This is a genomic window from Stenotrophomonas sp. EMP41 (assembly GCF_047495535.1).
In the GTDB taxonomy this organism is placed as follows: Bacteria; Pseudomonadota; Gammaproteobacteria; order Xanthomonadales; family Xanthomonadaceae; genus Stenotrophomonas; species Stenotrophomonas sepilia.
The window spans coordinates 1,856,635-1,869,623 of sequence record NZ_CP179923.1 but is presented as its reverse complement, the minus strand read 5'-3'; the positions used below and the strand labels follow the sequence as shown (position 1 = coordinate 1,869,623).

Below are 12,989 nucleotides of genomic sequence, written 5' to 3'. Positions count from 1 at the left end.
AGAATGGAAAGTCGATGGATCAGCGGGCGGCCCACTGCTCAAGCACGGCGCGGTATGGCTTGATGAAGTGCTCTTCGGTGAACCGGCCCTGCTTGACGGCCAACTGGCTGCGCTCTTCGCGGTCGTAGACGATGCGGGTGGAGGAGTAATCCTGGTGCTTCAGGCTGGGCTGGTAGACCTTGCCGGCCACGGAATTGGCGTTGTAGATCTCCGGGCGGTAAATCTTCTGGAAGGCCTCCATCGTGCTGATGGTGCCGATCAGCTCCAGGTTCGAGTAATCGCCCAGCAGGTCGCCCTGGAAGTAGAACGCCAGCGGTGCGACGCTGCCCGGCGGCATGAAATAGCGCACCCGCAGGCCCATCTTGTCGAAGTACTGGTCGGTGGGGGAGCGCTCACCCTGGCGGTACTCCACGCCCAGGATCGGGTGATGGTTCTCGGTGCGGTGGTAGGTCCTGCTGCTGGACACACTGATGCAGATGACCGGACCCTTGCTGAAGTTGGCGCGGTAGGCGTCCGACTCCAGGAAGTGCTTGAACAGCTTGCCGTGCAGGTCGCCAAAGCCCTCCGGAATGCCGAAGGTGTCCTTGCCTTCGTTGCTGGCCGGAAGCACGACGCTGAAGTCGTAGTCGCGCACATAGGACGAGAAGTTGTTGCCGACGATGCCTTCGGTGCGCGCGCCGGTGTGCGTGTCGACGATGGTCGGGCGCAGCACTTCTATCAAGGGAAAGGGGGCGCTGCCCGCGTTGCCATCGATGTGCATCTCCACCGAGATGATGTCCAGCTCGACCGCGTAGCGATCGGCGCTTGGGTTGTCCCAATGCGCCAGATCATTGAAGCGGTTGTTGATCATGCGAATGGTGTTGCGCAGGTTTTCCTGCCGGCACGCGCCGCGCGCCAGGTTGGCGAAGTTGGTAGTGATGCGCGTGCCTTCGGCCGGCTGGTAATCCTCGTTGAAGGGGATGCGCGTGATGCTGAAGGTGAAGGCGTCGTTCGTCATGGGCGGCGTTCCGTTTGCAGGGTGACATCCAGATGCAGGTCGGCGGCATCTGGCATTCAAAGGGCCTCGATGGCCTCGGCGGCGGCGAGTGGCGCGCCGCGATGGGACAGCGCAAGCAGCGGCATGGCGCGCTGCACCGCCAGTCGTGCGCGCTGGATCAGCGCTTCGTTGTGCACGTGCCCCTCGGCGAAATCGCGGTCGGTGGCATACACGCCCAGGGGCAGGGTGCGGGCCTGGAAGAAGCTGAACAGTGGCCGCAGCTGGTGATCGATCACCAGCGCATGGCGTTCGCTGCCGCCGGTGGCGGCCAGCAGGATGGGGGTGTCGACCAGCGCGTCCTGGTGGATGAAGTCGAAGAAATGCTTGAACAGCCCGGTGTACGAGCCGCGATAGACCGGCGTGCTCACCACGAGGACATCGGCCTGCTCGACGGCCACCAGCTGGCGCTCGACAGCCTCGGGGAGCTGCGAGCGCCAAAGCGCACCGGCCAGTTGCGGCGCCAGTTCGCCGAGTTCGATCAGCTGCTGTTCGCTGCGCATGTTCTCGCCGATCAGGCCCAGCAGGTGCTCGGCGAGGGTGGCGGCCCGGGAGGGGCGCTGCAAGCCGCCGGAAACGGCGACGATACGGAGAGGACGGTGGGATGGAGGCATGACCCGATCCTAGTCATGCCTTTCCATGACGTAAAATGGTATTACTTCACCTATCCATGAGTGAGATTCATCTTAATGTTGGAGCGGATCCACCTCAGCATCGTGCAGCAGGTCGAGCAGCAGGGCTCGCTCACCGCAGCCGCCGGCGTGCTCAACCTGACCCAGTCGGCGCTCAGCCACAGCATGAAGAAGCTCGAGCAGCAGCTGGGTACCGAGGTCTGGTTGCGCGAAGGCCGCAGCCTGCGGTTGACCCAGGCCGGGCAGTACCTGCTGGCGGTCGCCAACCGGGTGCTGCCGCAGCTGGACCTGGCCGAGGAGCGCCTGCGCCAGTTCGCCCAGGGCGAGCGTGGCGCGCTGCGCATCGGCATGGAATGCCACCCCTGCTACCAGTGGCTGTTGAAGATCGTCTCGCCGTACCTGGCCGCGTGGCCGGATGTGGATGTGGACGTCAAGCAGAAGTTCCAGTTCGGCGGCATCGGCGCCTTGTTCGGCTACGAGATCGACCTGCTGGTCACGCCCGATCCACTGCTGAAGCCGGGCCTGAAGTTCATCCCCGTGTTCGACTACGAGCAGGTGCTGGTGGTGGCCCGCAGCCACGCCCTGGCCAAGGTGGACCACGTAAAGCCACGCCAGCTCAGCCAGGAAGTGCTGATCAGCTACCCGGTGCCGTTCGAACGCCTGGACATCTACAACCAGTTCCTGCTGCCGGCCGGCATCACGCCGCGGCGCCACAAGGCCATCGAAACCACCGACATCATGATGCAGATGGTGGCCAGCGGCCGCGGCGTGGCTGCCATGCCGCGCTGGCTGGTGGAAGAGTACGCGGCGCGCATGGACGTGGTGCCCGTACGCCTGGGCGCCAAGGGCATCCCCAAGCAGATCTATCTTGGCGCGCGCGAGGCCGATACCGGCATCGACTACCTGCAGGCCTTCATCGAACTGGCCCGCAACAGCTCGCCGCTTGCCGGCAATGTGGGCGGAGCACGTTGATGCCGGCAGGCCTTTCACTGCGGGCGGACCCCTTCATCAGCGCCTTTTCACTGGAAGTCAGTGCGAAGGCCATGCCCGCGCTGCGCGCCGAGGCGGATCGGATCCCGCGCGGTACCGTCATCTCCATTCCGTACCTGGCCAGCGAGGATGACGACGCCCGCCTGACCGCCGCGCGCACGGTGCGTGCGCTCGGATTGGAGCCGATGCCGCATCTCTCTGCGCGGCGCGTCGGGTCACGCGCAGCACTTGAACGTTTCCTGGAGCGTGCCGCCGGCGAAGCCGGGGTCGAGCGTTGCCTGCTGATCGCAGGCGACCTGGCCACGCCCGCCGGACCGTTTGCCGACAGTGCTTCGATCATCCAGACCGGTCTTCTGGAGCAATACGGCATCAAGGTCGTGGGTATCGGCGGCCACCCGGAAGGGCATCCGGCAATGAGCAGTGACGAACGCTGGCAGGTGCTTGAGCGTAAATGCCAGGGCATCGAAGCGCGCGGCATGGCCCCCTTGATCGTCACCCAGTTCGCCTTCGATGCCGATGCCGTGCTGGCCTGGCTGGATGCACTGCGCGCGCGTGGCATCAGCGTCCCGGTGCTGGTCGGCGTGCCGGGCCCGGCCAGCATCTCTCGCCTGCTGCGCTACGCCGCGATGTGCGGCGTGGGCGCCAGTGCATCGATGTTGGCCAGGTATGGCATCTCGATTGGCCGGCTGCTGGGGACGGCGGGGCCGGAGGTGTTCGTTGATCGCCTGGTGAAGGGGCTGACCAGCGCCCATGGCCCGGTCAGCCCGCATTTCTACCCGTTCGGCGGTGTTGCACCATCGCTGGACTGGATGGCGCAGTACCGGCAGCGCATTTCCAGTGCCCGCAGCGTAATCCCCGAAGGCTGACAGCTGTCACTGGCTGCAACCGGGGCGGAAGCGAATAGTGAGCACCAAGGCGGGCGCACCTCGCCGCCACTCACCAAAGGGTTCGCTCATGAACATGCTCCAGCACCTCGCCTCGCAGACGCCGATCTGGGTCTGGCTGCTACTGGCCTTCCTGGTCACCCGTGGCATCGCCGCCATGAAGCCGGCCGAGACTTCGCTGCAGAAGCTGGCGATCGTGCCCGGCCTGTTTGCCGTCTGGGGTGCGTGGTCGATCAGCCATCGCTTCGGCGCGTCGCTGAGCGTCTGGAGCGAATGGCTGGCCGGCATCGCCACGGGCGCGACGCTTGCCTGGCTGCTGTTGAATCGCTTGAAGCTGACGCTGGACCGCAGCACCGGCAAGCTCTGGCGCAGTGCGGACTTCAGCCTGCTGCCGCTGCTGTTGGCCACCTTCCTGGTGAAGTACGGCTTCGAAGTTGCATTTGCAGTGTCGCCGTCGTTGGCCGCCCATGCCGGTTTCAGTGCCGCCTACCTGCTGCTGACAGGCGGGTTCACTGGCATCTTCGTCGGCAAGTACGCCCGCTACCTGGCCTCGCTGCGGGTGGATGCGGCGGGCAAGGGACTGGAAACCGCAGGTTGATTGACCTGGTAGTGCCGGCCGCTGGCCGGCTTCCCAAGGCAGGGTTGTGCGGAGCTGGCGCAGACGTCACGATGAACCATGCGGTGGGCGGATTGTACTTCGCAGCTTGGCACGTCAGCGTAGTGGGTACCGCCAAGGTTCAGACAGGTCAAATGAAGGCTCCAGAATGAAGATTCTGATCTCTTCCCTCATGTTCCTGGGCTTGGTGGTTGCGGCAGGAATCGTTTGGATAACGTATCCAACCTCTCTCGAATCTGAGCTCAGAACCTTCCGCTCACTTCCACCAGAAACATTCAAGATGCTTCGCGACGATGCGATCGCCTTCGCTCGGGCGAACGCATCGAAAGGCATTACCATCGAAGCAGGCCCCCCACAATCGAGCGTGTTCGAACTGCGGTGCAGACAGGTTCCATTACTCCTGGTAGAGAACGGGCATGACCTGCTCACCCTCGACATCTTCGGGTACGCAGACCGACGTGCGCCAGGCATTGCCAAGCTTCAAGATCAGATGACATCGAGACTGATCCCGGAGGGTCAGCCCGGCAAGCCCGGCCCGAGTTCTGGAGAGCCCTCGGGACTGGAGGCGCTCATCATGAAGCATAGAGACGGCATCGATGTCGCGCAGCAGTGCCATTGAATCCAGGGGCGATTGAAGTGCGCCAAACGCATTGGTCTCCTGACTTCGAATCCGTCGCACCTCATGCACGCCGCCTGATTGACCAGGTGGGCGTGGCCGACGTCGATGCCACCGGTGGGCCGCCACCGGCGGTGGCTCTGCAGCAACAGCGCGGTGCCAGCAATGCGCGATCATCGGTGGGTAGCGTGAACACGCTGTCCAGTCTGGTGCGCATGATGTACTCGCGGGCAGGCGCTTACCCGGCCAACCCGCGCATGCTGTATGCCGAGGACTTTTCGCCCAATACGCGGCGGGGGGCGTGCGTGCTGCGCAAAATCGAGGCGAGCCTTTTGTGCGGATCCAGACCATGACATGTCGGTCAGACGTCCAGCGCCTTGGACGTTTTAGACGTTCCCGCGCCACTGGCTCATCAGCATCTGAAGAAACCGCTCGGCGGTGGGCGAGAGCAGGGCGCCCCGCCGGCGGACGATGCCGATCGTGCGCGACACTACCGGGTTGCCGATCGCACGTGTCACCAGGGTGGGGTGATCCCCGTCCGGCGTGGCCATCTTCGGTAGCACCGACACGCCGATGCCGGCCTCGACCATGCCCAATGAGGTCGACAGGTGCGTCACTTCGTAGTGCCAGCTCAGCTTGAGGTTCTCGCGCGCCAACGCGCCGTCCAGCAGCGTGCGGTTGCCGCTGGTGCGATGCACGGTGATCAGCTGGTGCTCGGCCAGATCAGCCCATTCCACCTTGCGCTTGCGGGCCAGCGGATGATCGCGTCGGCAGGCGAGGACGAAGGGGTCCTCGGCCAGTACGTCGAAGTCGAGATTCGGATCGTTGGCGCCCATGAAGTTGATCCCGAACTCGACTTCGCCACGTTCCACTGCCTGCAGACCCTCCGTGGCCGGGATATCCAGGATGCGGAAGCGCACGTTCGGGTGCGCTTCGTGGAAACGCGCCATCACGCTGGGCAGGAAGTAGAACGCCGCCGTCGGCAGGCACGCGATGGTCACGGTGGCGCCGCGGGTGTCCTCCCGGCCGCGCAGTGAGAACAGCGAGCCATCGAATTCCTCCAGCATGCGGCGTACCAGCGGCAGCAGGTTCTCGCCGACTGCGGTGGTACTGACGCTGCGCGTGGTGCGCTCCAGCAGTGGCGAACCCACGGCCTGCTCCAGTTTCTGGATGCGGCGGCTGAGTGCCGGCTGCGATACGTGCAGGATTTCCGCGGCGCGATGGAAGCTGCGTGTCTCCGATACCAGCAGGAACGCGCGTAGATCCAGGATTTCGCAATTGATGCTCATTGGGTATCAATCATCCAAAAATCAGCAATTCACAGATCAATTAGGGTCATGCCAGTATCGAATCACAGAGGGGTCATTCATCCCCTATATGCATCAATCTAGCACACGTATGTCCAACGATCTGCTCAGCATTCCCTGCGTGCTCATGCGCGGCGGCACCTCCAAGGGCCCGTTCTTCCTGGCCAGCGACCTGCCGGCGGACACCGCCGAACGGGATCGCCTGCTGCTGGAAGTGATGGGCTCGGGCCATCCGTTGCAGATCGATGGCATCGGCGGTGGCAATGCGCTGACCAGCAAGGTGGCGATCATCGACCGCTCGAGCCGGGCGGACGCCGACGTGGACTACCTGTTCGCCCAGGTCCGGGTGGAGCAGCAGGTGGTGGATACCTCGCCCAACTGCGGCAACATGCTGGCGGCCGTGGGCCCGTATGCCATCGAGCGTGGGCTGGTACAGGCGCAGGATCCGCAGACCGAGGTGCGCATCCACAACGTCAACACCGGCAAGCTGATCATCGCGACGGTGGAAACGCCGGGCGGCAATGTGGCCTACCGCGGTGATACGCGCATTGCCGGCGCGCCGGGCTCAGCCGCGCCGGTCAGGCTCTCCTTCCTTGATGCGGCAGGCGCCCGCACCGGCAAGCTGCTGCCCAGCGGGCATGCGCAGGAAACCATCAATGGCGTGCCGGCCAGCCTGGTGGACTGCGCCATGCCGATGATGCTGGTGCGTGCCGAAGACCTGGGCGTGCGCGGTGATGCCTCGCCCGCCGAACTGAACGCGGACGCGGCGTTCATGCGCCGGCTGGAAGCGCTGCGCATCGAGGCGGGCGCCCGCATGGGCATCGCCGACGCCGGCAACAAGGTCATTCCCAAGCCGGTGCTGCTGTCGGCGCCGCAACAGGGCGGCGATCTGCAGGTGCGCTATTTCATGCCGCACCAATGCCACACCGCACTGGCCATTACCGGTGCGGTCGGCCTGGCCACCGCCGCCGTCACGCCGGGCACGCTGGCCCACACTTTGGTCGGATGCCGGTCCGTTCCCGGCAGCATTACCCTCGAACATCCGAGTGGGGCCCTGGAGGTGGGCCTCAGTCGCAGCTCGGGCGATTCGCCGGTGATTGCCAGCGTGGTCCGCACCGCACGCCGCTTGTTCGAGGGGCGCGTGTACGCGACTTCGCCCGCGCCCGCCACGGCCACTGCCACCCAAGCCCGCCAATGGACGTCAGCGGCATGATCTGAACCCGGACGGGCCTGCGTAGGCGCGCATGCCCTCCATTACAACGTAGATGCTTCACTCCTGGGAGGGATGATGTACAAGCAGTTCTTCTTGGCCGCGCTGTGCGCGGCCGGTCTGGCCGCGGCCGGATGCAGCAACAGCGGGCGCACCGAAGGCGCATCCGCCGGCGGTGGCGACAATGCCCCGGTACGCATCAGCGTCGGCTCCTACAACCTCAACAACCTGCCGTTCTTCATCGCCGACGCCAAGGGGTACTTCAAGGACGTCGGCCTGCAGGTGAAGACCGAGAACTTCGCCCAGGGCGGCTCCAAGGTGCTGCAGGCGCTGGTGGCCAATTCCACCGACGTGGCCGTCGGCTTCTACGACCACACCATCCAGATGCAGGCCAAGGGCAAGGACGTGGTGGCCTTCGTACTGCTCTCGCGCAACTCCGGCCTGGTGATGGCCGGCCGCGAGGATGCCACCTTCGATCCGGCGCGCCCGGAGACCATCAAGGGCCAGAAGGTCGGGATCACCGCGCCGGGCTCCTCGTCCGACTTCTTCGTCCGTCACTTCCTCGCCCAGCACGATATTCCGGCCGACAGCATCTCGTTGATCGGCGTCGGCTCGGGCGCCGCAGCGGTGGCCGCGCTGGAGCAGGGCAAGATCGACCTGCTGGTCAACTATGATCCTGCCGCCACCCTGATCACCGAGCGCAAGGTCGGCAGGATCATCCTCGACGCGCGCAGCGACGACGGCGCCCGCCAGGTCTATGGCGGCCTGTACCCGACCTCGGTGATGTACGCCAACCAGAGCTTCCTTGACAAGCGACCCGAAGCGGCCGAGAAGATCGCCCGCGCCGAGCAGATGGCCTTGAAGTTCATCGCCGACAACAGTGCTGAAGACATCGTGGCGGCGCTGCCGGACAGCTACGTGTCTGGCGACCGCGCCACCTATGCACGCGCAGTGGAGAACGCCCGCGCGATCTTCACCCGGGATGGTCACTTCACGCCTGCCGATCTGGAAACACCGCTGAAGGTGCTGCGTGAGTTCAACACGGATGTCGCCAAGGCCGATATCGATCTGTCCCGGACCTATACCAATGCCTTCGTCGAGCGTGCCAACGCTGCGGCGCCGGCTGCCCAACCGTAAGCGGAGGTAAACCATGGCCCTCAATGCCACCGTGCGCCAGTTCAATGGCGCACCGCAGCTGGAGCCTGCACAGACCATGGTCGCCATCAACAAGGTGACCATGTCCTTCGGCGAATTCACCGCCGTACGCGATGTCGACATCCAGGTGGGTGACGGCGAGTTCCTTGCCATCGTCGGACCCACCGGCTGCGGCAAGAGCACCATCCTCAATTCCGTGGCGGGCCTGCTGAAGCCGTCGTCGGGCCAGGTCAGCATCGACGGCCGCGCCGTCAGCGGCGTGCAGGAGTCGGTCGGCTACCTGTTCCAGCAGGACGCGCTGCTGCCGTGGAAGACCGCGTACCAGAATGTTGAACTCGGCCTGCGCTTCCGCGGTGTGCCCGAGGCCGAACGCAAGGCCAAGGCCAACGCGTGGCTGGCCAAGGTCGGTCTGGCCGGCTTCGAGCATCGCTACCCGCACCAGCTGTCCGGTGGCCAGCGCAAGCGCGTGCAGATGGCCCAGGCATTGATCGTCGAGCCGAAGGTGATCCTGATGGATGAGCCGTTCTCGGCGCTGGACATCCATACCCGCCACCTGATGCAGAACGAGCTGCTGCGGTTGTGGCAGGAAGACCGGCGCTCGGTGATCCTGATCACCCACGATCTGGAAGAAGCGATCGCCCTGGGCGACCGCGTGGTGGTGCTGTCCTCCGGCCCGGCCAGCCGCGTGGTGCGCAGCTTCGACGTGGATCTGGAACGGCCGAGGAACGTGGCCGAGATCAAGCTGGATGACCGTTTCACCGACCTGTACCGCGACATCTGGGCCTGCCTGCGCGGCGAAGTGGAGAAGAGCTATGCACGCCAAGACTGACAAGTTCATCCAACTGGCCCTGGTCGTGGCCGTGTTCGGCGGCTGGGAAGGCGGTATCGCGCTGGGCGTGATCGATCCGTTCTTCTTTCCCTCGCCAACGGCGATCGTGCAGCAGGCCTGGACCTGGCTGTCCGATACGTCGTTCTACCAGCACGTCTACATCACGCTGACCGAAACCGCGCTGGGCTACATCATCGGCACCGGCCTGGGTGTGGCCGGCGGCGTCTGGCTCGGCCTGAGCCGCCGCTCGGCACGCATCCTCGATCCCTTCATCAAGGGCTTCAACGCGATCCCGCGCGTGGTGCTGGCGCCGATTTTCGTGTTGTGGCTGGGGCTGGGCCTGTGGTCGAAGGTGGCGCTGGCGGTCACCCTGGTGTTCTTCACCACGTTCTTCAATGCCATGCAGGGCGTACGCGAGGTGAATCCGGTGGTGCTGGCCAATGCCCGCATCCTGGGCGCAAGCCGCAGTGACCTGCTGCGCCATGTCTACTTCCCGGCAGCGGCGAGCTGGATCCTGTCTTCGCTGCGTACTTCGGTCGGCTTTGCCGTGGTCGGTGCGATCATCGGCGAATACCTCGGCGCCTCGGCGGGCCTGGGCTACCTGATCGCGCAGGCAGAAGGCAACTTCAACGCTGTGGGTGTGTTCGCCGGCATCATCATCCTGGCCGCCTTCGTGCTGGTCATCGACGCGCTGCTGGACGTGGTCGAGAACAAGCTGATCACCTGGCGTCCCAACGCCCAGGCCCAGGCCACCAGCTGACCGGGCCGGGCTGAGCCCGCCTGCCGCGCCGCCGGGCCGATCCGGCGGCGCGCGCTTCCTCCCCCGATCTTCCCCCGCACCACCGCAACAGGCCAGCGCCGGGCCAGGGGGCCGGCTGGCCGGAGAGAGAGTCCATGAACCATTCCACCGTGCTGCCACCGGCAGCGCTGTCGGTCGCGCTCGGCCTGCTGTTGGCCAGTGGCCATGCTGGCGCCCAGGCTGTTTCGTCCCCTCCCGCACCACTGAGCCAGGCCGAACTCTCACGCCTGGTGCAGGAGCAGGCGCTGCAGATCCAGCAGTTGGAGGCGCGCCTGCGTGCCGTGGAGGGCGGGCACAGCACCGCCGGTGCGGCGGCCGCAACGCAGCCCCCCGCGCTGGACACCCGCGTCGCCGCACTGGAATCCAGCCAGGCCAAGGCGCCCAAGGTCACCTGGTCCAAGGGCGCACCGGAGTTCAGCAGTGCCGACGGCGCCGTGGCGTTCCGTCCGCGCGGACGTCTGTTCGTCGACGCATCCAGCACCGATGGATCCTCAGTGAGTGACCGCAACATCTCCGGTACCGAGATCCGCTCGGTGCGGCTGGGCGCCGAAGGCCGCTACGGCATCCTCGGCTGGGCAGTGGAAGGTGACTTCGCGGACAACGCGGTGGCGTGGAAGTCGGTCTACGCCACCGTGGACCACCGCCTGTTCGGGCTGCCGGCCGACCTGACCGTGGGCAACCGCCTCAACGACCGGGGTATCGACGGCTCCAGCAGCACTTCCAACACGCCTTTCCAGGACCGAAACGTGGTCGGCACGCTGATGCTGCCGCAGCGCGGCCTGTTCGGTGTCGGCCTGACCGAGCGCGTGTACGGCAAGGACTGGCATGCCAGCCTGTCGGTGGCCGGCAACGATCTCAACAACGCCGGCACCGACAACGACAGCCAGACCTGGGCCACGCGCGTGCACTGGAACCCGGTGGCCAACGACGCGGTCACGGTGCACCTGGGGGGCTGGGCCTTCCACGAGGAGATCGCCGCAGGCGCCAGCGGCGTCGTCCGCAGTTCGGCCATCGCCGGGCACTTCAATGACCTGGTAAAGATCGCGCCGGGCACACTGCCGGGCGCCGAGCGCAGCACGGCCTATGGCGCGGAGCTGGCAGGCATCTTCGGGCCGGCCTGGGCGACCGGCGAATGGGGTACGCGCAACCTGCGCGGGGCCGACGCCGGCGGGCGCTACGATCTGGACCACGAGGCCTGGGCGATTTCGGCTGGCTGGTTCCTGGCCGGTGCAAGGCCGGCCTATTCGGGCAAGGCCGGCACCTGGGGCCGGGTCAAGGTGGCCGATCCTGTCACCCGCGGCGGCGCCGGGGCATGGGAACTGAAAGGGCGCTACGAGGACGTGGACTATGCCGAGCTGCCCAGTGGCGGTACCGGCCACGCGTGGACGCTGGGTGCGAACTGGTATCTCAACGACTTCAGCCGCGTGATGTTCGAGGCGATCCGTTGGCAGACCCGCAACCGCAGCGGCACCGGCCAGGGCAGGGATGAAGGCACCACCTTCAACACCCGCCTGCAGGTGGCCTTCTAGCAGCGCATGCCGCTCGCGCGCCGATCAGAGCAGCAGCAGTGCTCCGATCAACGCCGGCGGCATCACCAGCGCGCCGACACGCAGGAAGTCGAGCGCGCTGACATGCTCGCCCTCGCGGCGCAGCGCTACCAGCCACAGCATCGTGGCCAGCGAACCGGTGACCGACAGGTTGGGCCCCAGATCCACGCCGACCAGCAATGCGGCACGGGTCTGCGCCGGCAGGTCGGCCATCTGCCCCAGCGAACCGGCGGCCAGGCCGACCGGCAGATTGTTGGCCACATTGCTCAGCAGCGCAGCCGCGCCACCGGCCAGCCAGCTGGCCTGGCGGGGAGATGCCTGCGCCACGGCCTGCAGCGCGCTGGCCGCGGTCTGGATGACACCGGTCTGCGCCACCGCTTCCACCAGCACGAACAGTCCCGCCACCAGCGGCAGCACACCCCAGGACACGTGGCGCAGCAGTGGCAGCGGGCTGCGCCGCTGGCGGATCGCCACCACCGCCACACTCAGCGTGCCCGCGCAGAACGTGGTCAGGCCCAATGGCCCGTTCAAGGCGGACGTGACCAGCAATACGGTGCCGGTGAACAGCACGCCCAGTGCGCTCAGTCGGCCGCCGTCGGTCAACGGGCGATGCGCCGGCGCGGCCACCAGCGGCTGGGCGATCTCGCGCCGGTGCACCCAGCGCAGGACCAGATAGGTGGCGCCGATCGCCGCCGCCGACGGCAGCGCGAACTGCGCCAGCCACTGCAGCAGCGGCGGCATGTGCTGGCCGTACACCACCAGGTTGGCCGGATTGGAAATGGGCAGCACGAAGCTGGCCGCATTGGCGATGAAGGCACAGACGAACAGGTAGGGCAGGGGATTGGCGCGCGCCGCCTTGCAGGCGGCGTAGACCGCCGGCGTCAGTACTACGGCCGTTGCATCGTTGGACAGGAACACCGTCACCAGCGTGCCGACCAGGAACACCAGGTCGAACAGGCGTCGCCCCGATCCGCCCGCATGCCGCACCGCGTACAACGCCAGCCAATCGAACAGGCCTTCGCGCCGCGCCAGTTCGGCCAGCACCATCATGCCGACCAGGAACAGGTAGACGTCGCGGCCTTCGGCCACTGCGCCCCATGCGGTATGCAGCGACACCGCGCCCAGCAACGGCAACAGGGCGGCAGCGCCCAACGCCCACACATATTCGGGGATGCGCAAAGGACGGAACAGCAGGCCGATGGTGGCAACGGCGACCGCTGCCCAGATCACGAGGGGGGCTTGGGGGGCGAGCATGGAGTGGGGCTTCAGCGGCACCTGCAGCGACCCCGGCGCAGGAGGGCCTGGCGCGCGCGATCAGCGGATGGGCGGCCGCTGCAATCATCGCAGGTTCCGGGTCGCCGCATCATACCG

The 12,989-nt window shown here is 66.2% G+C and carries 13 protein-coding genes and 1 pseudogene; 10 read left to right on the top strand and 4 right to left on the bottom strand.

All coding sequences use genetic code 11. From position 1 onward, the window contains the following. Positions 1-19 precede the first annotated feature (19 nt). Both ACMGRF_RS08570 and msuE read right to left on the bottom strand, forming a co-directional pair. Entirely contained in the window at positions 20-997 is a 978-nt protein-coding gene (locus tag ACMGRF_RS08570; protein ID WP_049441226.1) for a DUF1852 domain-containing protein, read from the bottom strand. Between the two features lie 56 nt (positions 998-1,053). Beyond that, the gene (msuE, locus tag ACMGRF_RS08565) at positions 1,054-1,647 is read right to left on the bottom strand and encodes an FMN reductase (protein ID WP_049441230.1); all 594 of its coding nucleotides are present in this window, start codon (positions 1,645-1,647) and stop codon (positions 1,054-1,056) included. Between the two features lie 75 nt (positions 1,648-1,722). On the opposite strand from msuE, the gene ACMGRF_RS08560 reads away from it, so the two are divergent. From ACMGRF_RS08560 to ACMGRF_RS08540, 5 genes and pseudogenes are all read left to right on the top strand, one after another. Continuing rightward, on the top strand, positions 1,723-2,637 hold the full coding sequence (locus tag ACMGRF_RS08560) for a LysR family transcriptional regulator (RefSeq protein ID WP_049410747.1): 915 nt from the start codon (positions 1,723-1,725) through the stop codon (positions 2,635-2,637). After that, the gene (locus ACMGRF_RS08555; RefSeq protein WP_099487171.1) at positions 2,637-3,521 is read left to right on the top strand and encodes a methylenetetrahydrofolate reductase; all 885 of its coding nucleotides are present in this window, start codon (positions 2,637-2,639) and stop codon (positions 3,519-3,521) included. The genes ACMGRF_RS08560 and ACMGRF_RS08555 overlap by 1 nt, the downstream gene beginning before the upstream one ends. A gap of 88 nt (positions 3,522-3,609) precedes the next feature. After that, on the top strand, positions 3,610-4,137 hold the full coding sequence (locus tag ACMGRF_RS08550) for a DUF6622 family protein (protein WP_414485830.1): 528 nt from the start codon (positions 3,610-3,612) through the stop codon (positions 4,135-4,137). Between the two features lie 166 nt (positions 4,138-4,303). Continuing rightward, positions 4,304-4,774: a hypothetical protein gene (locus ACMGRF_RS08545; protein ID WP_049441236.1), complete on the top strand. Its 471-nt coding sequence runs from the start codon at positions 4,304-4,306 to the stop codon at positions 4,772-4,774. Between the two features lie 44 nt (positions 4,775-4,818). Continuing rightward, positions 4,819-5,076 (top strand): annotated as a pseudogene (locus ACMGRF_RS08540) (hypothetical protein); the annotation flags it as partial. Between the two features lie 81 nt (positions 5,077-5,157). Here ACMGRF_RS08540 and ACMGRF_RS08535 read toward each other — a convergent pair. Next, entirely contained in the window at positions 5,158-6,060 is a 903-nt protein-coding gene (locus ACMGRF_RS08535; protein WP_049410734.1) for a LysR family transcriptional regulator, read from the bottom strand. Between the two features lie 109 nt (positions 6,061-6,169). On the opposite strand from ACMGRF_RS08535, the gene ACMGRF_RS08530 reads away from it, so the two are divergent. From ACMGRF_RS08530 to ACMGRF_RS08510, 5 genes are all read left to right on the top strand, one after another. After that, positions 6,170-7,291 carry a 4-oxalomesaconate tautomerase gene (locus tag ACMGRF_RS08530; RefSeq protein WP_049410731.1) on the top strand — a complete coding sequence of 374 codons (1,122 nt, stop codon included), beginning with the start codon at positions 6,170-6,172 and terminating at the stop codon, positions 7,289-7,291. A gap of 75 nt (positions 7,292-7,366) precedes the next feature. Next, positions 7,367-8,425, top strand: coding sequence for an ABC transporter substrate-binding protein (locus tag ACMGRF_RS08525; protein WP_049410922.1), 1,059 nt, complete (start codon positions 7,367-7,369; stop codon positions 8,423-8,425). A 13-nt stretch (positions 8,426-8,438) separates the two neighbouring features. Next, positions 8,439-9,272: an ABC transporter ATP-binding protein gene (locus tag ACMGRF_RS08520; RefSeq protein ID WP_014647218.1), complete on the top strand. Its 834-nt coding sequence runs from the start codon at positions 8,439-8,441 to the stop codon at positions 9,270-9,272. Continuing rightward, positions 9,256-10,032 (top strand): ABC transporter permease, encoded by a 777-nt coding sequence (locus tag ACMGRF_RS08515; RefSeq protein WP_005409726.1) that lies wholly within the window; start codon positions 9,256-9,258, stop codon positions 10,030-10,032. Before ACMGRF_RS08520 ends, ACMGRF_RS08515 begins: the two co-directional genes overlap by 17 nt. Positions 10,033-10,166: 134 nt before the next feature. Then, on the top strand, positions 10,167-11,600 hold the full coding sequence (locus tag ACMGRF_RS08510; protein WP_414485829.1) for a porin: 1,434 nt from the start codon (positions 10,167-10,169) through the stop codon (positions 11,598-11,600). 24 nt (positions 11,601-11,624) lie between these two features. On the opposite strand, the gene ACMGRF_RS08505 is transcribed toward ACMGRF_RS08510, so the two are convergent. After that, complete coding sequence (locus ACMGRF_RS08505) at positions 11,625-12,872, bottom strand: arsenic transporter (protein WP_099495898.1); 1,248 nt, start codon at positions 12,870-12,872, stop codon at positions 11,625-11,627. Positions 12,873-12,989 lie beyond the last annotated feature (117 nt).